The sequence below is a fragment of the Pseudomonas sp. Z18(2022) genome (assembly GCF_036346535.1).
Taxonomy (GTDB): domain Bacteria; phylum Pseudomonadota; class Gammaproteobacteria; order Pseudomonadales; family Pseudomonadaceae; genus Aquipseudomonas; species Aquipseudomonas yamanorum_A.
On the sequence record NZ_JAOTOA010000009.1, the window covers coordinates 17,314 to 43,265 of the forward strand.

Consider the following 25,952-nt stretch of genomic DNA (forward strand, 5'->3'; position numbering starts at 1 on the left):
GTCACACCGCCATCGCGGGCAAGCCCGGCTCCCACATTTGGATCGAGATCAGCAGTCAGCCCTGCGGCGTTTGCTCAGCCAGCGCCACCGCCCGGAACATCGCCCGGCGCTTGTTCAGCGTCTCTTCCCATTCCAGGGCCGGCACCGAGTCGGCCACAATCCCGCCGCCCGCTTGCACATGCAGTTCGCCGTCCTTGATCACCGCCGTACGGATCGCAATCGCGGTGTCCATGTTGCCGTTCCAGGCAAAATACCCCACCGCACCGCCATACACGCCACGCTTGACCGGCTCCAGTTCGTCGATGATTTCCATCGCACGAATCTTCGGCGCGCCCGACAAGGTGCCCGCCGGCAGGATCGCCCGCAGCGCATCCATTGCGGTCAATCCGGCCTTCAGCTCGCCGGTGACGTTGGACACGATGTGCATCACGTTGGAATAACGCTCGATCACCATCTTCTCGGTGAGCTTCACCGAACCGATTTCAGAGACACGCCCGGTGTCGTTACGACCCAGGTCGATCAGCATCAAGTGCTCGGCGATTTCCTTATCATCGCTCAGCAGGTCCTGCTCCAGCGCCAGGTCAGCCTCTTCAGTCGCGCCGCGAGGGCGCGTGCCGGCAATCGGGCGCACGGTGATCAGGTTGTCTTCGACCCGCACCAGCACTTCCGGCGAACTGCCCACCACGTGGAAGTCGCCAAAGTTGAAGAAGTACATGTACGGCGTCGGGTTGAAGCAGCGCAGCGCCCGGTACAAATCAATCGGCGCGGCCTTGAAGTCGATGGACATGCGTTGCGACGGCACCACCTGCATGCAGTCACCGGCAAGGATGTATTCCTTGATGGTATCGACGGCACGCTCGTAGTCATCCTGGGTAAAGCTTGAACGAAAGATCGGATCGGCCGCCGGCGGACGGCTGAGGTCCAGGCCGCGACGCGGAGTGATCGGCTGGCGCAGTTTTTCCAGCAGCGCTTCCAGGCTGGCCTGGCCTTGCTCGAACGCATCGGCCTGGGAAGGATCCGCCAACACAATCGCGTGCATCTTGCCGGCGAGGTTGTCGAACACCACCACCGCGTCGGAGACCATCAGCAGAATGTCCGGCACGCCCAATGGATCGGGGTTCGGGCATTTGCCCAGGCGTTTTTCCACGTAGCGCACGCAGTCGTAGCCGAAGTAGCCCACCAGGCCGCCGTTGAAGCGCGGCAGGCCGGCGATGGTCGGCACGTTGTAGCGCGCCTTGAAGTCTTCGACGAAGGCCAGTGGGTCTTCAACGTCGTGGCTTTCGATCTCGACGCCGTCCAGGGTGATGCTGACATGGTGATCATGTACACGCAGCACCGTGCGGCACGGCAGGCCGATGATCGAATAACGGCCCCACTTCTCGCCGCCCTGCACCGACTCCAGCAGATAGGAGTTGGGCTCGTCGGCCAGTTTCAGGTAGATCGACAGCGGGGTGTCGAAGTCGGCCAGGGTTTCGCAGGCCATGGGGATACGGTTGTAGCCGGCAGCGGCCAAACGCAGGAATTCTTCGCGGATCATGAGGTGCCTCGTGGCATGAGGGTCTAACGGTCAGGTGTGCAAACGTGCCGCAGCGCGGCCAGGATCAGTCAGGCGCGCCAACGCCAGCGGGCCAGGGCCTTGATGACTTTCATCCAGAGTTTGCGAGTGACCACCACGATGGGATTTCCAGAAGGGGATGGAACAGCGTCGGGCAACGTTATCTCAGCGCCCGCTCCCAAGCAACCTGGGATTAACAGCCGCAGGTCATCTATCACCAGCGCCGGGGATTCTTCGGCAATCGGCCGGCCATGGTTGTAACCATAACTCAAGGCCACGCATTTGACTCCCGCCGCCTTCGCCGCCAGCACATCGCTGCGCGAATCGCCGACAAACAGCGATTGGGACGCCGGGATATTGGCCATTTTCATCACGAAGAACAGTGCCGCCGGGTCCGGCTTCTTCTGCGGCAAGGTATCGCCACCGATGATCCAGCGGAAATAACGGCCGATCTTCATCTGGTCCAGCAGCGGCGCGACGAAGCGCTCCGGCTTGTTGGTGATCAGGGCCATTTCCACGCCCTGCTTGTGCAGCCACTTCAAGGTGTCGCGCACGCCGGGGTAGACCACGGTCAACTCGTGGCCGTTTTCATAGGCCACGTTGAACAGCTCAAGGGCGTGCTCGGCTTCCACCTCGTCCACGCCCTCGGCATCGATGTTGTTGGCCAGGGCCCGGCGCACCAGCATCTGCACACCGTTGCCGACCCACTCGCGCACCGACTCGACACCCGCCGGCTTGCGCCCCAGCTTGAGCAGCATCTGGTCCACCGCCGCTGCCAGGTCCGGCACCGAATCGATCAACGTACCGTCCAGATCGAACATCACCAGCCGTGGCAGTTTGCCGGGGAACAACTGCTCAAAGCCACTCATGGACGCGCCAGCGCCAGTTCTGCACGCATCTTGGCGATCACTTCCTGATAGTCCGGGGCATTGAAGATTGCCGAGCCGGCGACAAAGGTGTCGGCACCGGCCGCCGCGATTTCGCGGATGTTGTTGACGTTGACGCCACCGTCGATCTCCAGGCGGATATCCCGGCCCGACGCATCGATCAGCGCCCGCGCTTCACGCAGCTTGTTGAGGGTGCCAGGGATGAACTTCTGCCCGCCGAAGCCCGGGTTGACGCTCATCAGCAGGACCATGTCGACCTTGTCCATCACGTACTCGAGCACACTCAGCGGAGTGGCCGGGTTGAACACCAGGCCGGCCTTGCAACCGCCCTCACGGATCAACTGCAGGGTGCGGTCCACGTGCAGCGTGGCTTCCGGGTGGAAGGTGATGTAGGTCGCGCCGGCTTCGATGAAGTCACCGACGATGCGGTCTACCGGGCTAACCATCAAGTGCGCATCGATGGGCGCGGTCACGCCGTACTTGCGCAGGGCGGCGCAGACCATCGGACCAATGGTCAGGTTCGGCACATAGTGGTTGTCCATGACATCGAAGTGAACGAAGTCGGCACCGGCGGCCAACACGTTGTCCACTTCCTCACCCAGGCGGGCGAAGTCGGCGGAGAGAATCGATGGAGCAATGACGAAGGGCTGCATGACGCACCTTTTTTGAGCTAAATCACGATGGCGCGCATTGTATACCTCATGCTTTGCCGCGCGCACCGTGACCTCGCTCAATGGTTAGAACGCCGCCCGGTAGATTTTCTCGATATCGGCGGCGCTGAGCTTGCGCGGATTGTTGCGCATCAGTCGCTCGATCCCCGCCGCTTCTACCGCCATGGCCGGGATGGCGTCTTCGGGCACACCGAAGCTGCGCAGGCCGGACGGGATCTCCACTGCGGCACACAGTCGCGTCATCGCATCCACGGCCTGGTCGGCGGCATCCACCGCACTCAGGCCCGTGACATTTACGCCCATGGCCTGGGCAATTTCCTGCATGCGCTCCACGCACGCCAGTTTGTTCCAGTGCATCACGTAGGGCAGCAGCAAGGCATTGCTCACGCCGTGGGCGATGTTGAAGCGCCCGCCAAGCGGATACGCCAACGCATGCACTGCACCGACGCCGGCATTGCCGAATGCCATGCCGGCCATCAGGCTGGCGGTGGCCATATCGTCACGGGCCTGCAGGTTCGCCGGGTTGGCGTAGGCCTTGGGCAAAGCCTTGGCGATCAGTTTGATCGCACCCAGTGCCAGCGCATCGGTGATCGGCGAGGCATTCAGCGACAGGTAGGATTCGATGGCGTGCACCAGCGCGTCCACGCCACTGGCGGCGGTGACGCTGCGGGGGCAGGTCAGGGTCATTTGCGGGCTGATCAGGGCCACGTCCGGCAGCAGGTAGTCGCTGACGATGCCTTTTTTCAATTGCGCGACCTTGTCCGACAGAATCGCCACATTGGTCACCTCCGAACCGGTGCCGGCGGTGGTGGGAATCGCGATCAGCGGCGGGCCTTTGCGCGGTACCTGGTCCACGCCGAACAGGTCGGCCAGGGCGCCGTGGTAACCGGCGTAGGCTGCCACGCTCTTGGCGATGTCGATGGCACTGCCGCCGCCGACGCCAATCAGGCCGTCATGCCCGCCTTCGCGGTAGACGCGCATGCAGTCCTCGACGATGGCGATTTCCGGGTCGGGCAGCACGCGGTCAAAGATTTCGTAGGTCCGTTCGCCCAGATGTTCCAGCGCCAGCGCCACGGTGCCGGACTTGACCAGCGCCGCGTCGGTGACAATCAGCGGGTTGTCGACATCCAGCCGCGTCAGCTCGGCGGCCAGTTGCTCGATGGCGCCTGGGCCAGTGAGCAGTTTGTGGGCGATCTTGAATGAGGAAGTACTCATGTGCGCGGCCTCTTATCAGTTATGGGCTGGCACAAGAGTAGCTTGGGATTTGAGGTTGTCTGCCATTCATGGGGTGAATGGTACGTTCCCTTTGGGAGCAGGCTTGTGTGGGAGCCGGGCTTGCCCGCGATGCAAGCACCTCGGTGTGTCAGTCACACTGCGGTGATGCTATCGCAGGCAAGCCAGCTCCCACACAAGCCTGGTCCCACATTTGATCGCGACTCGGTCTTTAGACTTGTGCGGTGCGCAGTTTCTCGCTACGCCCGCGCAGCCATTCCAGGGTCAGCAACAGCACCACCGAGAAGGCGATCAGCAAGGTCGCCGCCGCCGCGATGGTCGGGCTGAGGTTTTCACGGATGCCGCTGAACATCTGCCGGGGCAAGGTCGCTTGCTCGGGCCCGGCGAGAAACAGCGTCACCACCACTTCATCAAACGAGGTGGCAAAGGCAAACAGCGCCCCGGAGATCACCCCCGGCGCAATCAGCGGCAAGGTCACCCGGCGAAACGCCGTCAACGGTGACGCACCCAGGCTCGCCGCCGCCCGCACCAGGTTGTGGTTAAACCCTTGCAAGGTCGCCGACACGGTGATGATCACAAACGGCACACCCAACACCGCGTGCACCACGATCAGCGAGAAGAAGCTGTTGCCCAGGCCCAGCGGCGCGAAAAACAGGTAACTGGCCACGCCGATGATTACCACCGGCACCACCATCGGCGAAATCACCAGGGCCATCACCAGCGCCTTGCCGGGGAAATGCCCGCGGGTCAGGCCAATCGCCGCCAGCGTGCCGAACACCATCGCCAGCACCGTGGCCGCCGGGGCAACGATGATGCTGTTCTTGAGGGCGCGCATCCATTCCGCGGAGCCGAAGAAGTCCTGGTACCAGTGCAGCGAGAAACCTTGCAGCGGATACACCAGGAAACTTCCACTGTTGAACGACAGCGGGATGATCACCAGCACCGGCAAGATCAGGAACAACAGGATCAGGCCGCAGAGAATCCGCAAGCTGTAGAACCAGACCCGTTCCACGGGCGACATATAAGGGCTCAGCATCGCATCGGTCTCCTCAGCTCAGGCGCAGGCGGCTGGCGCCTACCAGCCAGTTGTAGATCAGGTACAGCACCACCGTGGCCAGCAGCAGCAAACCGCCCAGGGCCGTGGCCATGCCCCAGTTGATGCTGGTGTTGGTGTAGAAGGCCACGAAGTAGCTGACCATCTGGTCGTTCGGGCTGCCCAGCAACGCCGGGGTGATGTAGTAGCCGATCGCCAAAATGAACACCAACAGGCAGCCGGCGCCGACGCCCGCGTAGGTCTGCGGGAAGTACACGCGCCAGAAGCTGGCGAACGGGTGGCAGCCCAGGGAAATCGCCGCCCGCATGTAGGTGGGCGAGATGCCTTTCATCACGCTGTAGATCGGCAAAATCATGAACGGCAGCAGGATGTGCACCATGGAGATGTAGACCCCCAGCCGGTTGAACACCAACTCCACCGGTTTATCGATCAGGCCCATGCCCATCAGCGCGCTGTTGATCAGGCCGCCGGACTGCAGCAACACAATCCAGGCCGCCACCCGCACCAGCACCGAGGTCCAGAACGGCAGCAGCACCAGGATCATCAGCAGGTTGCTCTGCCGCGCCGGCAAGTTGGCCAGCAGGTACGCCAGCGGGTAGGCCAGCAGCAGGCAGCACACGGTGATCACCAGGCCCATCCAGAAGGTACGGGCGAAGATATCGAGGTAGATCGCCTGGTCCGGGGTGGCCGGGGCGATTTCGCCGAGGTCGTCGATACGGTGATCGACGGCGGCCAGCAAGTAGTACGGCGTGAGGCTACTGGTGTTGCGCCGGATCGCCTGCCAGTACGCCGGGTCGCCCCAGCGTTCGTCGAGGTTTTCCAGCGCTTCTTTATAGGAGGCAGGCGCTTCGGTAAACGGCAGCGCCCGCGCGGTTTTCGTCAGCAGGCTGCGATAGCCCGCCAGTTCCATGTTCAAGCGTTTTGACAGATCGCCCAGGGTCGAGTTTTTCCGGGCTTCGCCCAGGTCTTCGCTGATGGCCTGGTACACCGGCTCGCCGGGCAGGCCACGACCGTCCCAGGCCGTCACCGCCACCACCGTGCGCGGCAGGCCGCCCACCACTTCCGGGTTGCCGACGCTTTTGTACAGCAGCGCCACAATCGGCACCAAAAACACCAGCAGCAAAAACACCACCAGCGGCGCGATCAAGGCCTGGGCCTTCCAGCGGTTGAGCCGCTCGGCACGCGCCAGGCGCTGTTTCAGGGTGGGGCTGGGAATGGCGAGGGCCATGGCGAACTCCGGATTCTTAAACATAAATGCAAAACGTGGGTGTAGCGCTTGTCCTGTGGCGAGGGAGCTTGCTCCCGCTGGGGTGCGAAGCGGCCCCAAAAGATGGGACTGCTGCGCAGTCCAGCGGGAGCAAGCTCCCTCGCCACAGGGGTGGTGTCACATTGGCGACCGGGTTACTTGGCCGCCCACGCGTTAAAGCGCTGCTCCAGTTGCTCGCCGTTATCCGCCCAGAAGCTCACATCGATCTGCACCTGGTTGGCGATGTTTTCCGGTGTGGTCGGCATGTCCTTCAAGATGTCCTTGGCCAGCAACGGTACCGCCTGGGTATTGGCCGGGCCGTAGGCGATGTTTTCCGAGTAGGTCTTCTGCTGCTGCGGCTGTACCGAGAAGGCGATGAATTTCTTCGCCGCGTCGGCACGGTCTTTCGCCAGGCCTTTTGGAATGGCCCAGGCGTCGAAATCGTAGATCCCGCCGTTCCACACCACTTTCAGGTTGCTTTCCTTCTGCACGGCCGCGATCCGGCCGTTGTAGGCAGAACTCATCACCACGTCACCCGAGGCGAGGTACTGCGGCGGCTGGGCGCCCGCTTCCCACCACTGGATGAACGGCTTGAGCTCATCGAGTTTCTTGAAGGCGCGGTCCTGGCCATCTTTGCCGGCCAGCACTTTGTACACGTCCGCAGGTGCCACGCCGTCCGCCATCAAGGCGAATTCCAGGGTGTACTTGGCGCCCTTGCGCAGGCCGCGTTTGCCCGGGAATTTCTTGGTGTCCCAGAAATCTGCCCAGCCGCCTGGTGGTGCTTTCAGTTTGTCGGCGTTGTAGGCCAGCACGGTGGACCACACAAAGAAGCCCACGCCGCACGGCTGGATCGCGCCTTTGACGTAATCGCCCGGGTTGCCGAACAGTTTCGGGTCCAGGGGTTCGAACATGTCTTCGTCACAGCCACGGGACAGTTCCGGCGACTCGACTTCCACCAGGTCCCAGGACACGCTCTTGGTGTCGACCATCGCCTTGACCTTGGCCATTTCACCGTTGTACTCGCCGGCGACGATCTTGCCGTTGCCCGCGCTTTCCCACGGGGCGTAGAAGGCCTTGACCTGCGCCGCCTTGTTCGCGCCACCGAAGGACACGACCGTCAAATCAGGGCCTGCCATGGCCTGTGTCGCGCCCATCAAGCTCAACGCCAGGGCCGAATATTTCAGGGATCTCAACATTGTTGTTCTCTCCACGTGCGAGGTTGGTGAAGCAAGGGGGCGATCAATTCGCCTCTAGAAGTGGGTCGAGTGCGCGAACGTGCTCGACTTGCCAGCCAATCGGTACCACGTCGCCGACCGCCAGGGCCGTGTCCAGCTCGGCGATCGGTTGTTTCACAAAAAAATCGGACTTGCCGCAGACTTCCAGGCGCACGCGCACGTGGTCGCCCAGGTAGATGAATTCGGCCACCCGCCCGGAGAAGCGGTTGACGCAACTCTCGCTGGAGCCATTGAGGCTGACACGCTCGGGGCGCACCGACAGAGTCACCGGGCCGCCGACCTGGCCGACGTTCACCGCCAGCGCCTCGACCTTCTCGCCGCGCGCCAGCTCGACCACGCAGCGGTCGCCGGTGTGGCTGTGCAGGCGGCCATTGAGGCGGTTGTTCTCGCCGATGAAGTTGGCGACGAAGGTGTTTTTCGGCTCTTCGTACAGGGTGCGCGGTGCGGCGATCTGCTGGATCTCGCCCTGGTGGAATACCGCCACCCGGTCGGACATGGTCAGCGCTTCGCCCTGGTCGTGGGTCACGTACACCACGGTGACGCCGAGGCGTTGATGCAGGTGCTTGATCTCCATCTGCATGTGTTCGCGCAGTTGCTTGTCGAGGGCACCGAGGGGTTCGTCCATCAGCACCAGCTGTGGCTCGAACACCAATGCACGGGCCAGGGCAACCCGCTGTTGCTGGCCGCCGGAGAGTTGCGCCGGGTAGCGCTGGGCGAATGCATCGAGCTGGACCATGCTCAGCACACGCTTTACGCGCTCGCTGATGTCGGTCTTGCTCAAGCCGCGCACCGAGAGCGGAAACGCCAGGTTCTCGGAGACGGTCATGTGCGGGAACAGCGCGTAGTTCTGGAACACCATGCCGATGTCGCGCTTGTGGGGCGGCACGTTGTTGATGGAGCGGCCGGCCAGCTGGATCTCGCCGGCGGTGGGGGTTTCAAAACCGGCGAGCATCATCAGGCTGGTGGTCTTGCCCGACCCGGACGGCCCGAGCAAGGTCAGGAACTCGCCCTTGCGAATTTCCAGGTTGAGGTCTTTGACGATCAGGTTCTCGCCGTCGTAGCTCTTTTGCACGCCACGGAAGCTGACCAGCACATCATTTGAATCCACCTCGCTCATACCCGCACCTTTTTGTTTTGGACTGCCATGGAACAAGCGTAGTCCTACCGCGAAGCCCCGCAAATCGGGGGCCCGGAGAGATTGGCATCAGCAGGATGGAAGGTTTGGGGTAGGGATCGCCCTACACGGATGGCGGGCATAGAACAGTGCGAGCGCTACAGGTGGCAGGAATGGGTCTGCCAGGGCTTGCGGGTGGTCGCAAATGGATAAGCGGCTATAGAAGCTTGTGCTCCATCGCGTACTTCACCAGTTCCGCCAGGGAGGTGATGTTGAGCTTTTGCATCAGGCGCGCTTTGTGAGTGCTGATGGTCTTGCTGCTAAGCGCCAACTGCTGGGCGATGTCGTTGACGTTGGCGCCCTGGGCCAGGCGCTCGAATACCGAGAACTCGCGCTCCGACAACAACGAGTGCAATGGCCGGGAATCGGTCAGGCCGACTTCGAAGACCATGCGGTCGGCCAGGTCCGGGTCGATGTACCGTCCGCCCGCCGCGACCTTGCGAATCGCCGTCAGCAGCAGCGCCGGGTCGCTGTCCTTGGTGGCATAACCGGCAGCACCGACCTTCAGCGCACGGGCGGCCATTTGCGCTTCATCGTGCATCGACAGCACCAGGATCGCCGGGGGATTGTTCAGCGCACGAATCCGCGGGATGGCTTCCAGACCGTTGACGCCGGGCATCGAGATGTCCAGCAACACCACTTCGCAGGGCACATGGCGCAGGGTTTCCAGCAACTGCTCGCCATTGCTCGCCTCGCCCACCACCAGCAGGTCCTTGGCCAGGCCGATCAGTTGCTTGATGCCTTCGCGAACGATGGTGTGGTCTTCGGCTACCAGTACACGGATCACAGTGGATGTCCTCTTCTTTTGGTTATCAATCCAGCGGCACCGTCACGCTCAGGGTGGTGCCTTCGCCCAATTCGCTGTCCAGGCTCAATTGCCCGCCCATGATCAGCACCCGCTCGCGCATGCCTACCAGGCCAAACGACACCGGACGCCCGGGGGCCTGGACGAAACCGGTGCCATCGTCGCTGATGGTCAGCCGCAGATGCGCGCCCTCCACCACCAGTGTCAGTTCGACAGTATGCGCCTGGGCATGGCGCATCACATTGGTCAGCGCCTCCTGCAGGATGCGGAACAGGCCGATGGCCTTGGCGTCGCTCAGGGCCGGCAGGTTGTCCGGCACCTGCACGAGGCAGGGAATCTGGGTACGGGCTTCGAAGCGCCGGGCCTGCCATTCGATGGCCGAGGCAATCCCGGCGTCGAGAATCGGCGGGCGCAAGGCCGTGGCCACGTCCCGCACCAGTTGGAACAGTTGGGCGATCAGGCGCTTCATGCTGTTCAGCCGCTCGTGCAGGCCGGGGTCCAGTTGTGCGTAGGTCAGCTCGCACATCGAGGTTTCCAGCTTGAGCACGGTGAGCATTTGCCCCAGCTCATCGTGCACTTCCCGGGCGATGCGGGCCTTCTCTTCCTCGCGCACGGTTTCCAGGTGGGCGGACAATTCCCGCAGTTGCGCGCGGGAGGCGTCCAGTTCCAGCTCGATGCGCTTGCTCTCGCTGATGTCCCAGACAATCCCGTCCCATACCACCACGCCATCCGCAAGGCGACGGCTGACCGCCTTGATCTCGGTCCAACGTTGCTCACCCGTGCGCGTCAGCAGGCGACCTTGCCATGTCCAGTTGCTTTCCGTGTCAGTGGCCTGGTCCTGGGTGCGGTGGTAGCTGGCCCGATCCTCGGGATGCACCAGGTTGCGGATGCCCATGTCGCGATGACTGAGGACGGCCGGGGAGTAGCCCACCAGGTTCTCGCTGCCCTGGCTGATATAGGCGAACTCGATGTCATCGCTTAACGGCAAGCGCTCCAGGCGAAACACCAGCCCCGGCACGTTGGCGGCAATCCCCTGCAGGCGCGCCTCACTTTCCTGCAACGCTGCCAGGGCCCGGCGCCGCTCAGTGACGTCGTTGAGGTAAACCACCAGATACTCGCCGTCGGCAAACCGCAGGAAACTCAGGGACACATCCGCCGGCAACACACTGCCGTCGGCCCGCAGGCAATTGGTAGCAAAGCTCTGCGGCCCGTCTTCACTGGCCCGGGCGCGCTTCCACAGGTTGAGCCAGCGGTCCATGGTCAGCGTCGGGTCGAACTCGATCAGCGGCCGCTCGATCAACGCACCGGGGCCGTAGCCCAGCATGGTTTCTGCCGCGAGGTTGGCGTAGCGCACATGGCTGTCCCAATTGACCCACAGGATGCCGACGGTGCTTTGGTCGATGGAGAACTGGGTCAGGCGCAACGCTTCGGCACCGGCGGCGCGGGCGGCGCTTTCTTCCCGGGCGGCCAACAGGTTGTGCTCCAGGCCGCGTTGCTGGCGGCGTTGCCAGAACACTACGGCCAGGCTGGCCAGCAACAGCAGGCCCAGAAGCACTGTGAGGTTTTGCCAGAAGCCTGGCGACTCGGTTACCCGCGGGTATTTGGGTTGCAGCCAGCGTGTGTGCAGTTGGTCCAGATCCCGGGCGGGGATCGTGCGCAAGGCGCTTTGCACGATGTCGGCCAGTTCCGGCCAGTCGCGCCGCGTCGCCACCCGCAGCAATTGCGGCAGGCCGATATCGCCCACCACGGCCAGGCCGGCGAACTCGGTTTCGCCCGACAAGCGGCTCAATTGCGCTTCATCCACCACCGCATACCGCGCCTGCTGGCTCACCAGCAATTGCAGGGCCTGGCGTTCCATGGGCACGCCTTGCAGGTTGAGACTCGGGTAGGTGCTGCGCAGGTAATCCGCGACCGCGCTGGGCATGCGCACGGCGACGCGGGATTGGTCGTCGAGCTTTTCCAGGTCCACGGCGGTGCCGCCATCGCGGATACCGACAATGTGCTGGGGCACGCGCATGTACGGGTCGGAGAACAGCCACAACCGCAGGCCAGCCGGGGTTTGCAGCAGGCCGGGAGCGAGGTCTACCTCGCCGTCACGCACTGCCGCCTCCAGTTGTTCCTGATTGGGAAAGTTGCGCCAGGTCAGCTCGATATTCAGCGCCTTGGCCAGCCACTGCATCAACTCGACGTTGGCTCCGGACAGCCGCTGCAAGCGCCGATCGTATTGGGCATAAGGCGCCTGCAACACCAGGCCGACCCGCAGGTCCGGGTGCTGGCCCAGCCATTCACGCTGGCCGGCATCCAACTGCGCCGGGTGAGTAGCAGGCGCAGGCACCGCGCCCGCGATCAAGGGAAAGCATAAACAGCCGATAACCAGCAGGAAGCGAAAACCCATGATCCACGTCTCATAGCACTGACAAATACTGACCAACCCATTAGGCTGCCGGAATCACTTCTGGCCGGAAATCAACGATGCCACTTCTCCACCGCTCGGCACTGCCAGCATTGTGCCTGTCGCTGCTGTTTACCAGCGCCTTTTGTGTCGAGGCCGCCGACACTCCCGCTCCCGCCCCGGAAAAACCGGTGGTGCGCCAGCCTTTGCCGGAGCGCAGCCAGGAAGAAGCCAACGCCCTGGAGCGGCAAATCCCGCAACAGGAGCAGCAACAGTTGCAGGCGGGCAGCGACTCTTTCCTCGCCCTGTGGAAACCGGCCAACACGGGTGAACCGGAAGGCGTGGTGATTATCGTCCCGGGCAACGGCGAAAGTGCTGACTGGCCTCAAGCAATCGGGCCATTGCGCCAGAAATTGCCGGACGCGGCGTGGGGCACCCTCAGTTTGTCACTGCCGGACCTGACCCTCGACACCCTGCCGCCACGGGTCATCGAATCGCCAAAAGCCGCTGTGGACACCAGCAGCAAAGACGCCAGCACCGTCGCCAAACCCGTGGAACAAGCCGCCAGCGCCGAAGCCGAGGGCACCGACCCGGCCGTGGTTCCCGGCAGCGATGAACAAGACAAGACCGACGCCTCGCGAATCTTCGCCCGCATTGATGCCGCCCTCGCCTTCGCCCAGACCCAGAACGCCCGCAGCATTGTGCTGCTTGGCCACGGCACCGGCGCCTGGTGGGCGGCGCGTTACCTGAGTGAAAAACAACCGGCGCAGGTGCAGAAATTCGTCATGGTTGCCGCGCAAACGCCGGCGGGCCGTGAACCGGACCTGCAACAACTGGCCCCCAAGCTGAAGCTGGCGACGGCGGACCTGTTCTATCAGGACGACGGGCAGGCGCGCAAAACCGCCCTGGAACGTTCCCAGGCCAGCAAGCGCTTGAAGAATGACAACTACAAGCAGGTGTCCCTGAAGGCGTTCCCCGACAACAGCCCCGCCGGACAGGAGCAACTTTACCGGCGGGTTCGCGGTTGGTTGAGCCCACAGGCCAGCGGGAGTTGAGCGCAGTTTTTGAAACTGATGAAGATCAACTGTGGCAGCTGGCTTGCCTGCGATGGCATCACCTCGGCGCATCGGTGAGACCGAGTTGCCCGCATCGCAGGCAAGCCAGCTCCCACAGTTAGCGAAAGTCCCGCCGCTCGCGAATCAACGCATAGGCGTTATGCAGCTCGCGGGTTCTTTCAGTCGCCTCGCGCACTTGGGCCGGGCTGGCACCACTGCCGGCAATCTTGTCCGGGTGGTGCCGGCTGAGCAGGCGGCGGTAGGCACGCTTGATCACTGACGGCTCCGTCGTTGACGTCACCCCCAGAATTCGCAGCGCCTCCTGATACGCCCCGCCACGATTGGCCAGCGGCTTGCGCTCAGGCTCGTAGTCAGCCGCCAGCGCCTGGATCTGCTGCACAGTCCAGCCCAGCCACTTGCCCCATTGTTCAATCAACTCGCGCTCGGCCGTACTGGCTTTGCCGTCCGCCCAGGCCATGCGCCAACAGGCACGCAGCACACCTTCCGCCGCATGGGGCTGAGCCTTGAGCACGCCCAAATAACTGCGCACCCGGTCCGAGCCGGACTTGCCGCGATTGAACGCGGCAATCGCACGGCGCTGGGCCGGCCCGGCCATGTCCAGCGAGCGCATTTCCTGGCGCGCCTGCTGGATATGCCCGTCCACCACCCGGCCGTTGCTCTTGGCCAGGCGGCCAAGCAACACGAACAGCAGTTCGTCATTACGCAACGCCGCCCGACCGCCAAGACGCTCGCGCAGTTGCGCCCAGCTTTGCAGCTCCAGGCGCCGGTCCAACGCCTGGCCCAGCAGCGCGCCCAACATGGCCCCCGGAATGCTGGCAATGGCAAAGCCCGCCCCGGCTCCGATCAGAGTCCCTGGCCACAACATCCTAGTGCCCCGCTGTCAGCAGGGTTTCGACTTGCGCCAGGCGCTCCAGCGTCCCGACATCGATCCAGCGTCCGCTCATGTGCTCCCCCGTCACCAACCCTTTGGCCATGGCGTCACGCAACAGCGGCGCCAGCTTGAAGGCACCCGCACTGCAACCCGCGAACAACTTCGGGTCGAGCACGGAAATGCCACTGAAGGTCAGGTTATCGGCATCGGGGGCGGCATCATGAAGCGCGCCGTCCTTTATGTAGAAGTCACCGCCGGACGGGTGATGCGCCGGATTGTCCACCATCACCAGGTGGGCCAGGCCGTTCAACGGCCGATCAAGGCTGGCGAAGTCGTAGTCGGTCCAGATATCGCCATTGACCACCAGGAACGGTTCGTCCCCCAGCAGCGGCAACGCCTTGAAAATCCCGCCGCCGGTTTCCAGCGGCTCGCCTTCGGCCGAGTACTGGATGCGGACGCCATACTGGGAGCCGTCGCCCAGGTAGCCTTCGATCTGCTGGCCGAGCCAGGCATGGTTGATGACGATATCGGTGAAGCCGGCTTTCGCCAGCGCCTCAAGGTGATATTCGATCAGGCGCTTGCCGCCGGCCTGGATCAGCGGCTTGGGTGTGTGCAGGGTCAGCGGACGCATCCGCTCACCTTTGCCGGCGGCCAGGATCATGGCTTTCATACGGCCGCCTCGATACGCAGGCTTGCCAGCAACTCACCCAGTTCGCTCAACTCTGGCCGGTCTGCGAGCACCGCCTCTATATAAGCAAAGAAGCGCGGCACGTCGGCCAGGTAGCGTGGCTTGCCATCGCGATGGCAGATGCGCGCGAAAATGCCGATCACCTTGAGATGGCGCTGCACGCCCATCAGATCGCTGGCCCGCAGGAACTCTTCGAAGTCCGCCTGCACCGGGATACCCAACGCGCCGGCACGCTGCCAGTAACCGCGCTGCCATTCCCTCACGCGGGCCTTGGGCCAACTGAGGAACGCATCCTTGAACAGGCAGGTGATGTCGTAGGTCACCGGGCCGTAGACCGCATCCTGGAAATCCAGCACGCCGGGGTTCGGCTCGCTGATCATCAGGTTGCGCGGCATGTAGTCGCGGTGCACCAACACCTTGGGCTGGGCCAGGGCGCTGTCGATCAGGTGCTCGCTGACGCGCTGCCACAGGGCAAGTTGCCGGGCGTCGAACTCGATGCCCAGCTCCCGGCTCACGTACCATTGCGGAAACAATTCCAGCTCGCGACGTAACAGAGCGACGTCATAGCTGGGCAACGGCGCTTCCATCGGCAATTGCTGAAAAGCCAGCAATGCGTCGATGGCATCGGCGAACAATTGATCGGCATTTTGCTCGTCAATTACGTCCAGATAGGTTTTTTTCCCCAGGTCGTTCAGCAAAAGAAAGCCGCGAAGCAGATCTTGCGCATAAATTTTCGGAACATTTATTCCCGATTGTTCGAGCAAATGAGCGATATCGACGAAAGGTTTGCAGTTTTCCTGGGGGGGTGGAGCGTCCATTACGACGAAACTGCGACCTCCTCCCTCCCAACGGAAGTAACGCCTGAAACTCGCGTCACTGCTGGCCGCAGTCAACGTGGCCGGGGGTACGACGCCCCAGCCCTGGGCGGTAAAAAGGCGAGGCAATTGCTCATCAAGCCAGACTTGCAGCTGTTGCAAACGTAGATCTTGGTCGGGCATTACAAGGGTCTCCGACGGCGCTAGCCGTCAAGCGGGTCATGCTTTATTATCACGCATCTTTTTCAGACCATCGAGAGGCGTGCGGCCCACACCGCGGGCAGATGGCACGCAGGAAGCCCGGACTAATAAGATGGCATTGAAATCCCCCGCGTTTCGTAGAAAATTTCCGTTGCTGGTAACCGGCAGTCTGCTGGCCATGCAACCTTTCGCCACCTCATTCGTGGTCGCCGCGGAACAGTATGACTGCTCAGTCTCTGCTTCGGGTGCCTGGGATTGCGCGCCGAAGACGGCCGCAGCCCCGCTGCCACCGCGCCCGGTGCATGACGGCAGTGCCGTCACCTCCGCCAATGGCACGCCGCAAGGCGAGTCCGGCGGTACTGCCGAGGCCGTGCCACAGACCACGCTGGTCACCGAAGCCAAGGGCCGGGGCCTGCGTTCGCGCAGCGCCGACTACAGCCATCTGGACTGGGTCCCACGCGAGAAGCTCACCGCTGCGCAACTGGCCGAGACCGGCCCGTATTGCTCCGGCGCGTACATCGAGCCGATTCGTCCTGGCATGAACGACAAGACGAACAAGAGCGACGCGCCGACCTTCATCGGTGCCAAGGCCTCTCGTTACGAGCAGGATCAACAGATCGCCTCCCTGGCCGGTGACGTCGTCATGCGCCAGGGCAGCATGCAGGTCGAGGCCGACGAGGCCAACCTGTACCAGGCCGAGAACCGTGGTGAGCTGAACGGCAACGTCCGTCTGCGCGACAACGGCGCCCTGCTGGTGGGCGACCACGCTGAAGTCCAGTTGGACACCGGCGCGGCCAAGGTCGACAACGCCGAATACGTGATGCACAAATCGCGCATCCGCGGCAACGCGCTGTACGCCAAGCGTGCCGAGAACGCGATCATCCGTCTCAAGGACGGTACGTACACCACCTGTGAGCCGAACAGCAACGCCTGGCAGCTCAAGGGCAACAACATCACGCTCAACCCGGCCACCGGTTTCGGTACCGCGACCAACGTGACGTTGCGCGTGAAGGACATTCCGATCCTTTACACCCCGTACATCTATTTCCCGATCGACAACCGTCGTCAATCCGGCTTCCTGCCGCCGAGCTTCAGCACCGGTGGCGAGACGGGCTTTACGCTGGTTACGCCGTACTACTTCAACCTGGCGCCGAACTACGATGCCACGTTGTATCCGCAATACATGACCAAGCGCGGCCTGTTGATGGAAGGCGAATTCCGCTACCTCACCAAGTCCAGCGAAGGACAGTTCGGCGGCGCGTACCTGAACGACGACAGCAGCGAGCGTAAAGGCCAGACCGATTACGAAAAAACCCGCTACATGCTCAACTGGCAGCACAAGGGTGGGCTGGATACGCGTGTACTGACCCAGGTCGACTACACCAATATCAGCGATCCTTATTACTTCCAGGACTTGAAGTCCTATCAGGAAGGGATCAAGAGCCAGGACTACGTGAACCAGCAGGGTTCCGTGACCTATCGTGGCGATACCTACCAGGCGCGGCTGAACCTGCAGGCTTACCAGTTGGCGACGATCTCCCAGATCACTCCGTACGACCGGCTGCCGCAGATCACATTCAATGGTGCGCTGCCGTACCATCCGGGTGGGTTGAACTTCACTTACGAGACCGAGGCCGTACGCTTTGATCGGGATCTTGAGAAAGGCACCTTTACCGATGAAAACGGCCTGGTGTCGCCTCGCCTGGACACTTACGTAACAGGTCTGACCCGTGCAAACGGTGACCGCCTGACTGCTGCGCCAGCCGTCGAATACCCGATGAACTGGACCTACGGTTTTGTTACGCCGAAGTTGAAGTACGTTTACACCAAATACGATCTTGATCTGGATAGCACGGGTAAGGACCAGATTGTCGCAGCGCAAGCCGCGGCAACTGCAGCCAACCCTTATGTGGGCGGCACATTCAAAAGCTCGCAGGACCGTGCGATACCCATTGCCAGCTTGGACACCGGCCTGTATTTCGACCGCAACACCCAGCTGTTCGGTGACAACTATCGTCAAACCCTCGAACCGCGCATGTTCTACCTCTACGTTCCATATAAGAACCAGGAAGACATTCCGGTATTCGACTCTGGCGAAACCACGTTCAACTACGCCTCGCTATTCCGCGATAACCGCTTCGTGGGCGGCGACCGCATCGGCGACGAAAACAAGCTGTCCTTTGGCCTGACAAGCCGCTGGATTCAAGACAACGGCTTTGAACGTCAACGTGTCAGCATCGGCCAGGCTGTGTACTTCAAGGACCGCGAAGTTCAATTGCCAGGCATCGACGCAGCGACCCGCGACGACGCGCACGAAAATGTCTCCCCAATCGCCCTGGACTACTCGTTCCGCTTCAACCGCGATTGGCGCGCCACCGCCGACTACAACTGGGACACCACCACCCATAGCCCACGCTCCGGCAGCGCAATGTTCCACTACCAGCCGGAAGACAACCCGAACAAGGTTATCAACGTCGGCTACCGCTATCGCAACGACCAGGTCGTGTACAACCAGTTGACCGGCAAATGGCAGTTCGGTGGCGACTACGGCACCGAAGGTCAACCGAACTTCGTGAAGGATTACTACAAAATCCAGCAACACGACTTCTCGATGATGTGGCCGATCGTTCCCCAGTGGAACCTGATCACCCGCTGGCAGTATGACTATGCCCGCAACCGCACCCTGGAAGCCTTCGGTGGTTTCGAGTACGACAACTGCTGCTGGAAACTGCGCGTCATCAACCGTTACTGGGTTTCCAACGACGAATACAGCCAGATCGCCCCGCTGAACGAAAAGGGTGACCACGGGCTCTTCTTCCAGATCGTCCTTAAAGGACTCGGCGGCCTGACCGGCGCCAAGGTAGAGAGCTTCCTCGACAAAGGCATTGAAGGTTATCGTGAACGTGAAGACCAAGCTTTCTGATTGTCTGCGCCCGCTGATGCTGGGCGCGCTGTTCCTGGGTACTGCCGCTGCTCACGCGGCGGTCCAACCGCTGGACAAGGTAGTGGCCATCGTCGATAACGACGTGATCATGCAGAGCCAACTGGACCAACGGGTCAAGGAAGTTCAGCAAACCATCGCCAAACGTGGCGGCGGCGTGCCGCCGACCAGCGTGCTGGACCAGCAGGTGCTCGAGCGCCTGATCGTTGAAAACCTGCAACTGCAGATCGGCGATCGCTCCGGTATCCGGATCAGCGACGAAGAATTGAACCAGGCTGTCGGCACCATCGCCCAGCGCAACAACATGAGTGTTGATCAGTTCCGCGCCGCTCTGGCTCACGACGGCCTGTCCTATGAGGACGCCCGTGACCAGATCCGCCGCGAAATGATCATCAGCCGTGTGCGTCAGCGCCGCGTGGCCGAGCGGGTTCAGGTGTCCGAGCAGGAAGTGAAGAACTTCCTGGCCTCCGACCTTGGCAAGATGCAGCTTTCCGAAGAACTGCACCTGGCCAACATCCTGATCCCTACGCCAGACAGCGCCAACGCTGAACAGCTGAATGCTGCGGCGGCGAAAACCCAGGCTATCTATGACCGTCTCAAGCAAGGCGCTGACTTTGCCCAGATGGCCATTGCCCAGTCCGGCAGCGACAACGCCCTCGAAGGCGGTGACATGGGCTGGCGTAAAGCCGCGCAACTGCCACCACCGTTCGACCGCGAGCTGAGCGCCATGGAAGTGGGCGGCATCACCCAGCCTGCCCGTACCCCTGGCGGCTTCATCATCCTCAAGTTGCTCGGCAAGCGCGGCGGCGAAGAAGCCCAGATGAAGGACGAAGTTCACGTTCGTCACATTCTGGTCAAGCCAAGCGAGATCCGTACCGAAGCACAGACCAAGGAACTGGCCCAGAAGCTCTATGACCGCATCGAAGCGGGCGAAGACTTCGGCGAACTGGCCAAGAGCTATTCCGAAGACCCGGGCTCGGCGCTTAACGGCGGCGATCTGAACTGGATCGATCCGAAAGCACTGGTTCCAGAGTTCCAGGACGTGATGGCCAAGACCCCGCAAGGCGTACTGTCCAAGCCATTCAAGACCCAATACGGCTGGCACGTGCTGGAAGTCCTTGGCCGCCGTGCCACTGACAACACTGCCCAGGCCCGCGAGCAACAAGCCCTCACCGTACTGCGTAACCGCAAATACGACGAAGAGCTGCAAACCTGGTTGCGTCAGATCCGTGACGAAGCCTACGTAGAGAACAAGCTGCCAGGCGCCGACCAAACAGGCACCGACCAGGCACCTCAGTGAAACCCAAGCGTTTCGCGTTGACACCCGGCGAGCCGGCCGGCATTGGTCCTGACCTGTGCCTGCTGCTCGCCTCGCAACCCCAGCCACACCCCCTGATTGCCATTACCAGCCGCGACCTGCTCATTGAGCGGGCCGCGCAGCTGGGTGTGGTTGTCGATCTGCTGCCGGTAGGCCCGGGCAACTGGCCTGAACTGCCGGCGCCGGCCAACAGCCTGTACGTGTGGGATACCCCGCTGCCAGCCAAGGTCGTCGCCGGGCAACTGGACAAGGCCAATGCTGCCTTTGTTCTGGAAACCCTGACCCGGGCCGGCCAAGGCTGCATCGACGGGGATTTCGCCGGGATGATCACCGCCCCCGTGCACAAGGGCGTGATCAACGAATCGGGCATCGCCTTTTCCGGCCATACCGAATTCCTGGCTGAGCTGACCCACACCGAACAAGTGGTGATGATGCTGGCAACGGGCGACCTGCGGGTGGCGCTGGTGACCACTCACCTGCCCCTGCGGGAGATTGCCGACGCCATCACCCCCGAGCGCCTGGAGCGCGTCACGCGCATCCTGTACGCCGACCTGCAACAAAAATTCGGCATCGCCCAACCACGCATCCTGGTCTGCGGGCTAAACCCCCACGCCGGTGAAGGTGGCCACCTGGGCCATGAAGAAATCGACATCATTGAACCAACCCTGGAGCGTCTGCGCCTTGAGGGCATGGACCTGCGCGGCCCATTGCCTGCCGACACTCTGTTTACCCCCAAATATCTGGAGCACTGCGATGCAGTGCTGGCGATGTACCATGACCAGGGGCTACCCGTGCTGAAGTACAAAGGCTTCGGCGCCGCAGTCAACGTGACACTGGGCCTGCCGATCATCCGCACTTCCGTCGACCATGGCACCGCCCTGGACCTCGCCGGCAGTGGCAAGATCGATACCGGCAGCCTGCACGTGGCCCTGGAAACCGCCTATCAGATGGCCGAGACCCGTATATGACCGAGCATTACCAACACCGGGCGCGCAAGCGCTTCGGGCAAAACTTCCTGCACGATGCTGGCGTGATTGATCGCATCCTGCGCTCCATCCATGCCAAGCCCGAAGACCGCCTGCTGGAAATCGGCCCGGGCCAGGGTGCCCTGACCCAGGGCCTGTTGAAGAGCGGCGGCCAACTGGACGTGGTTGAGTTGGACAAGGACCTGATCCCGATCCTCAACCAGCAGTTCGCCGGCATGCCCAACTTCAACCTGCACCAGGGCGACGCGCTGAAGTTCGACTTCACCAGCCTCAACGCCGCGCCCAACAGCCTGCGTGTGGTCGGCAACCTGCCGTACAACATCTCCACCCCGCTGATTTTTCACCTGCTGAACAACGCCGGCATCATCCGCGACATGCACTTCATGCTGCAAAAGGAAGTGGTCGAGCGTTTGGCCGCCGGTCCTGGCGGCGGTGACTGGGGCCGCCTGTCGATCATGGTTCAGTACCACTGCCGCGTAGAGCACCTGTTCAACGTCGGCCCGGGCGCGTTCAACCCACCGCCGAAGGTCGACTCCGCCATCGTGCGCCTGGTGCCTCACGCAGTGTTGCCACACCCGGCCAAAGATCACAAATTGCTGGAGCGCGTGGTGCGCGAAGCGTTCAACCAACGCCGCAAGACCCTGCGCAATACGCTCAAGGCCTTGCTCAGCAACGCCGAAATCGAAGCCGCCGGCGTCGACGGCAGCCTGCGCCCCGAGCAACTGGACCTGGCTGCCTTCGTGCGCCTGGCTGATCAGCTCGCCATTCAGCCAGCGCCAGCGGCTGAATAAAGCAGAGTCGGGCACGGCCAGACAGCATGTCTGGCCTAGTGCCCATCAGTTGGCCTAGACTGACCGGCATCCGCTGTTCCCCCGCTTTTGCTTTTAAGGCCTCTTGCATGTCCGATCCTCGCTATCAGATCGACGTCAGCGTCGTCACCCGCTTTCTGGCGGAACAATCGCAACCCGAGCAGAACCGTTTTGCGTTCGCCTACACCATTACCGTGCAAAACAACGGTGAACTGCCCGCCAAGCTTCTGTCGCGCCACTGGGTCATCACCGACGGTGACGGCCAGGTCGAGGAAGTGCGCGGCGCCGGCGTGGTTGGCCAACAGCCGCTGATCGCCCCCGGCAAGAGCCACACCTACAGCAGCGGCACGGTCATGACCTCTCGCGTGGGCAACATGCAAGGCAGCTACCAGATGCTCGCCGACGATGGTAAACACTTCGACGCCATCATCGCCCCGTTCCGCCTGGCGGTGCCCGGAGCCCTGCACTGATGACGACGTACGCCGTCGGCGACCTGCAAGGCTGCCTGGAACCGCTCAAGTGCCTGCTCGAGCGCGTTGCCTTCGACCCGGCCAAGGATCGCCTGTGGCTGGTAGGCGACCTGGTCAACCGTGGCCCGCAATCCCTGGAAACCCTGCGCTTCCTTTATCGCATGCGCGATTCCCTGGTGTGTGTGCTGGGCAACCATGACCTGCACCTGCTGGCAGCCGGCAATAACATCGAGCGCCTGAAAAAGGGCGACACCCTACGGGAAATCCTCGAGGCGCCCGACCGTACCGAGTTACTTGACTGGCTGCGCCGGCAAAAAATCATGCACTACGATGAAAGCCGCGACGTCGCGCTGGTGCATGCCGGCATTCCACCCCAGTGGACGCTGAAGAAGGCGCTCAAGTGCGCGAGTGAAGTAGAAGCCGCCCTGGCCGATGACAACCTCTACACGGCTTATCTGGATGGCATGTACGGCAACGATCCCGTGAAGTGGGACAACGAACTCACTGGGGTCGCCCGCCTGCGGGTGATCACCAACTACTTCACCCGCATGCGCTTCTGCACCGCCGAAGGCAAGCTGGACCTCAAGAGCAAGGAAGGCGCCGAAACCGCCCTGCCCGGCTACAAGCCCTGGTTCGCCCACAAGGAGCGCAAGACCCGGGACACGAAGATCATCTTCGGCCACTGGGCAGCCCTGGAAGGCAAATGTGATGAACCCGGCGTGTTCGCCCTCGACACCGGCTGCGTGTGGGGCGGCGCCATGACCCTGATGAACATCGACACCGGCGAGCGTATGAGCTGCCAGTGCGAAGCCCCCATTCCCGAACAACTGCAGGCCGCGGCAAAGCGCTGAGCCGCGCTTTCATACAGGCCAAAGGAGCCCGCCATGACTGAATTCAAACGTATTCCTCCAGAACAAGCCCAGGCCCTGCGCGAACAAGGCGCAGTGGTTGTCGACATTCGCGACCAGCCGACCTACATCGCCGGCCACATCAGTGGCGCCCAGCATCTGGACAACCACAACATCGCTGACTTCATCCGCGCCGCCGACCTCGACGCGCCGGTGATCGTGGCGTGCTACCACGGCAACTCCAGCCAAAGCGCGGCGGCCTATCTGGTGAGCCAGGGCTTCTCCGACGTCTATAGCCTGGACGGCGGCTTTGAGCTGTGGCGTACGACCTATCCTGCAGAAATTGCCGCAGGCGACGCGCAATAATTTTTTTCAAACCCCTCTATCCCGCGTGACGCTTGGCCTCGCGCCGTTTCTGACGAACGGCGCGGCCAAACTAATTTCGTATCGCGCCTTGACCTCCCTGATTCCGAACTATCCTTAAGCGCAGGCCATCCAAAACAGGGGAGAGCCGGTACACCGGCGTGCGGGTCATCGGTAGCGTTTCAGGGTGTTCTGGGGGGAAAACGGCCATTGGTGTCCACCAATGACTGCCAGCATCGACTGATTGATCCGGCGTCGGCTCCACGTATCGAGCGAGGTGACGACGTCATGAGTATTTTTAGCCACTTCCAACAACGCTTCGAGTCCACCCGCCAGGAAGAGCTCTCGCTTCAGGAGTATCTCGAACTGTGCAAAAAGGACCGCAGCGCCTACGCGTCTGCCGCTGAACGCCTGCTACTGGCGATCGGCGAGCCGGAGCTGGTAGACACCGCAGCCAATTCGCGACTGTCGCGGATTTTCTCGAACAAGGTGATCCGCCGCTACCCGGCCTTTGAAGACTTCCACGGCATGGAAGAATGCATCGACCAGATCGTCTCGTACTTCCGCCATGCCGCCCAAGGCCTGGAAGAGAAGAAGCAAATCCTCTACCTGCTCGGTCCCGTCGGCGGCGGCAAGTCGTCCCTGGCCGAGAAGCTCAAACAGCTGATCGAGAAGGTGCCGTTCTACGCCATCAAGGGCTCGCCGGTGTTCGAGTCGCCCCTGGGGCTGTTCAACGCCACGGAAGATGGCGCGATCCTCGAAGAAGACTTCGGCATTCCACGGCGCTACCTCAACACCATCATGTCGCCCTGGGCGACCAAGCGCCTGGCCGAGTTCGGCGGCGACATCAGCCAGTTCCGGGTGGTGAAGCTGTATCCGTCGATCCTCAACCAGATTGCCGTGGCCAAGACCGAACCGGGTGACGAGAACAACCAGGACATCTCGGCACTGGTGGGCAAGGTCGATATCCGCAAACTCGAAGAATTCCCGCAGAACGACGCCGACGCCTACAGCTACTCGGGCGCGCTGTGCCGGGCCAACCAGGGCCTGATGGAGTTCGTGGAGATGTTCAAGGCACCGATCAAGGTGCTGCACCCACTGCTCACGGCAACCCAGGAAGGCAACTACAACAGCACCGAAGGCCTGGGGGCGATTCCGTTTACCGGGATCCTGCTGGCCCACTCCAACGAATCGGAGTGGCACACCTTCCGCAACAACAAGAACAACGAAGCCTTCATCGACCGGATCTACATCGTCAAGGTGCCGTACTGCCTGCGGGTCAGCGATGAAATCAAGATTTACGACAAACTGCTGTTCAACAGCTCCCTGGCCAAGGCCCACTGCGCGCCTGACACCCTGAAGATGCTGGCCCAGTTCACCGTCCTGTCGCGCCTCAAGGAGCCGGAAAACTCCAACATCTACTCCAAGATGCGTGTGTACGACGGCGAAAACCTCAAGGACACCGATCCAAAAGCCAAGTCGATCCAGGAATACCGCGACACGGCGGGCGTGGATGAGGGTATGAACGGCCTGTCGACACGTTTCGCGTTCAAGATCCTGTCCAAGGTCTTCAACTTCGACCCCCACGAAATCGCCGCCAACCCGGTGCACCTGCTCTACGTGCTGGAACAACAGATTGAACAGGAGCAATTCCAGGCCGAAACCCGCGAGCGCTACCTGCGATTCCTCAAGGAATACCTGGCACCGCGCTACATCGAGTTCATCGGCAAGGAAATCCAGACGGCGTACCTGGAGTCCTACAGCGAATACGGCCAGAACATCTTCGACCGCTACGTGCTGTATGCAGACTTCTGGATCCAGGACCAGGAATACCGCGACCCGGAAACCGGCGAAATCCTCAACCGCGTGGCCCTCAACGAGGAACTGGAAAAGATCGAAAAACCCGCCGGCATCAGCAATCCGAAGGATTTCCGCAACGAAATCGTCAACTTCGTGCTGCGCGCCCGGGCCAACAACAACGGCAAGAACCCTACCTGGCTCAGCTACGAGAAGCTGCGGGTGGTCATCGAGAAGAAAATGTTCTCCAACACCGAGGATCTGCTGCCGGTCATCAGCTTCAACGCCAAGGCCAGCAAGGAGGATCAGCAAAAACACAACGACTTCGTCACACGAATGGTCGAGCGTGGCTACACCGACAAACAGGTACGGCTGCTCTCCGAGTGGTACCTGCGGGTCCGGAAATCGCAGTAAGGCAGCGACAAGCGTGAAGTGCCAGGCTCCCGGTACGCCGGACAGCCTGGCAATCGACCGCTTGTCTTTAAGCTTCCAGCTTGCCGCTTGAAGCTTGTAACTT

22 protein-coding genes are annotated in these 25,952 nt (G+C 62.0%); 9 read left to right on the plus strand and 13 right to left on the minus strand.

Features of this window, described 5'->3' with window-relative positions; translation table 11 throughout:
* Positions 1-55: 55 nt before the first annotated feature.
* The 10 genes from trpE to V3W39_RS18740 form a co-directional block, all read right to left on the minus strand.
* Complete coding sequence (trpE, locus tag V3W39_RS18695; RefSeq protein WP_177112617.1) at positions 56-1,537, minus strand: anthranilate synthase component I; 1,482 nt, start codon at positions 1,535-1,537, stop codon at positions 56-58.
* Between the two features lie 68 nt (positions 1,538-1,605).
* Positions 1,606-2,424, minus strand: a complete 819-nt coding sequence (locus tag V3W39_RS18700; protein ID WP_177043260.1) for a phosphoglycolate phosphatase — start codon at positions 2,422-2,424, stop codon at positions 1,606-1,608.
* Entirely contained in the window at positions 2,421-3,095 is a 675-nt protein-coding gene (rpe, locus tag V3W39_RS18705) for a ribulose-phosphate 3-epimerase (RefSeq protein ID WP_008434441.1), read from the minus strand. The genes V3W39_RS18700 and rpe overlap by 4 nt, the downstream gene beginning before the upstream one ends.
* 84 nt (positions 3,096-3,179) lie before the next feature.
* On the minus strand, positions 3,180-4,328 hold the full coding sequence (locus V3W39_RS18710) for an iron-containing alcohol dehydrogenase (protein ID WP_177112615.1): 1,149 nt from the start codon (positions 4,326-4,328) through the stop codon (positions 3,180-3,182).
* 229 nt (positions 4,329-4,557) lie between these two features.
* Positions 4,558-5,382, minus strand: a complete 825-nt coding sequence (locus V3W39_RS18715; protein ID WP_003210970.1) for an ABC transporter permease — start codon at positions 5,380-5,382, stop codon at positions 4,558-4,560.
* Positions 5,383-5,395: 13 nt separating this feature from the next.
* Positions 5,396-6,628 carry an ABC transporter permease gene (locus V3W39_RS18720; protein ID WP_003210972.1) on the minus strand — a complete coding sequence of 411 codons (1,233 nt, stop codon included), beginning with the start codon at positions 6,626-6,628 and terminating at the stop codon, positions 5,396-5,398.
* A 173-nt stretch (positions 6,629-6,801) separates the two neighbouring features.
* Positions 6,802-7,842 carry an ABC transporter substrate-binding protein gene (locus V3W39_RS18725; protein ID WP_177043258.1) on the minus strand — a complete coding sequence of 347 codons (1,041 nt, stop codon included), beginning with the start codon at positions 7,840-7,842 and terminating at the stop codon, positions 6,802-6,804.
* Between the two features lie 43 nt (positions 7,843-7,885).
* Entirely contained in the window at positions 7,886-8,998 is a 1,113-nt protein-coding gene (locus tag V3W39_RS18730; RefSeq protein WP_063026781.1) for an ABC transporter ATP-binding protein, read from the minus strand.
* A 214-nt stretch (positions 8,999-9,212) separates the two neighbouring features.
* Entirely contained in the window at positions 9,213-9,842 is a 630-nt protein-coding gene (locus V3W39_RS18735) for a response regulator (protein ID WP_003210977.1), read from the minus strand.
* 25 nt (positions 9,843-9,867) lie between these two features.
* On the minus strand, positions 9,868-12,255 hold the full coding sequence (locus tag V3W39_RS18740; RefSeq protein ID WP_330213105.1) for a PAS domain-containing sensor histidine kinase: 2,388 nt from the start codon (positions 12,253-12,255) through the stop codon (positions 9,868-9,870).
* A 77-nt stretch (positions 12,256-12,332) separates the two neighbouring features.
* On the opposite strand from V3W39_RS18740, the gene V3W39_RS18745 reads away from it, so the two are divergent.
* The gene (locus V3W39_RS18745; RefSeq protein ID WP_177043256.1) at positions 12,333-13,307 is read left to right on the plus strand and encodes an alpha/beta hydrolase family protein; all 975 of its coding nucleotides are present in this window, start codon (positions 12,333-12,335) and stop codon (positions 13,305-13,307) included.
* A 118-nt stretch (positions 13,308-13,425) separates the two neighbouring features.
* Here V3W39_RS18745 and V3W39_RS18750 read toward each other — a convergent pair whose 3' ends face one another.
* From V3W39_RS18750 to V3W39_RS18760, 3 genes are read right to left on the minus strand one after another with little or no spacing between them, the layout of a single operon-like run.
* Positions 13,426-14,193, minus strand: coding sequence for a TerB family tellurite resistance protein (locus V3W39_RS18750; protein WP_330213106.1), 768 nt, complete (start codon positions 14,191-14,193; stop codon positions 13,426-13,428).
* 1 nt (position 14,194) lies between these two features.
* A complete protein-coding gene (gene murU / locus V3W39_RS18755) occupies positions 14,195-14,869 on the minus strand; it encodes an N-acetylmuramate alpha-1-phosphate uridylyltransferase MurU (protein WP_177079313.1) in 675 nt (224 codons plus the stop codon).
* Positions 14,866-15,885 (minus strand): aminoglycoside phosphotransferase family protein, encoded by a 1,020-nt coding sequence (locus tag V3W39_RS18760; protein WP_177112610.1) that lies wholly within the window; start codon positions 15,883-15,885, stop codon positions 14,866-14,868. Before V3W39_RS18760 ends, murU begins: the two co-directional genes overlap by 4 nt.
* A 130-nt stretch (positions 15,886-16,015) precedes the next feature.
* On the opposite strand from V3W39_RS18760, the gene V3W39_RS18765 reads away from it, so the two are divergent.
* The 8 genes from V3W39_RS18765 (at position 16,016) to V3W39_RS18800 (ending at position 25,849) form a co-directional block, all read left to right on the plus strand.
* A complete protein-coding gene (locus tag V3W39_RS18765) occupies positions 16,016-18,826 on the plus strand; it encodes an LPS-assembly protein LptD (protein ID WP_177043252.1) in 2,811 nt (936 codons plus the stop codon).
* On the plus strand, positions 18,807-20,144 hold the full coding sequence (locus V3W39_RS18770) for a peptidylprolyl isomerase (protein ID WP_371132015.1): 1,338 nt from the start codon (positions 18,807-18,809) through the stop codon (positions 20,142-20,144). Before V3W39_RS18765 ends, V3W39_RS18770 begins: the two co-directional genes overlap by 20 nt.
* Positions 20,141-21,130: a 4-hydroxythreonine-4-phosphate dehydrogenase PdxA gene (pdxA, locus tag V3W39_RS18775; RefSeq protein ID WP_330213107.1), complete on the plus strand. Its 990-nt coding sequence runs from the start codon at positions 20,141-20,143 to the stop codon at positions 21,128-21,130. Before V3W39_RS18770 ends, pdxA begins: the two co-directional genes overlap by 4 nt.
* Complete coding sequence (gene rsmA / locus V3W39_RS18780) at positions 21,127-21,939, plus strand: 16S rRNA (adenine(1518)-N(6)/adenine(1519)-N(6))-dimethyltransferase RsmA (RefSeq protein ID WP_076017896.1); 813 nt, start codon at positions 21,127-21,129, stop codon at positions 21,937-21,939. Before pdxA ends, rsmA begins: the two co-directional genes overlap by 4 nt.
* Positions 21,940-22,046: 107 nt before the next feature.
* The gene (gene apaG, locus V3W39_RS18785) at positions 22,047-22,427 is read left to right on the plus strand and encodes a Co2+/Mg2+ efflux protein ApaG (RefSeq protein WP_003210996.1); all 381 of its coding nucleotides are present in this window, start codon (positions 22,047-22,049) and stop codon (positions 22,425-22,427) included.
* Complete coding sequence (locus V3W39_RS18790) at positions 22,427-23,278, plus strand: symmetrical bis(5'-nucleosyl)-tetraphosphatase (protein ID WP_330213108.1); 852 nt, start codon at positions 22,427-22,429, stop codon at positions 23,276-23,278. The genes apaG and V3W39_RS18790 overlap by 1 nt, the downstream gene beginning before the upstream one ends.
* Positions 23,279-23,311: 33 nt before the next feature.
* Positions 23,312-23,641, plus strand: coding sequence for a thiosulfate sulfurtransferase GlpE (gene glpE / locus V3W39_RS18795; RefSeq protein ID WP_088423358.1), 330 nt, complete (start codon positions 23,312-23,314; stop codon positions 23,639-23,641).
* Positions 23,642-23,926: 285 nt separating this feature from the next.
* Positions 23,927-25,849 (plus strand): PrkA family serine protein kinase, encoded by a 1,923-nt coding sequence (locus V3W39_RS18800; protein ID WP_003210999.1) that lies wholly within the window; start codon positions 23,927-23,929, stop codon positions 25,847-25,849.
* Positions 25,850-25,952: the final 103 nt, after the last annotated feature.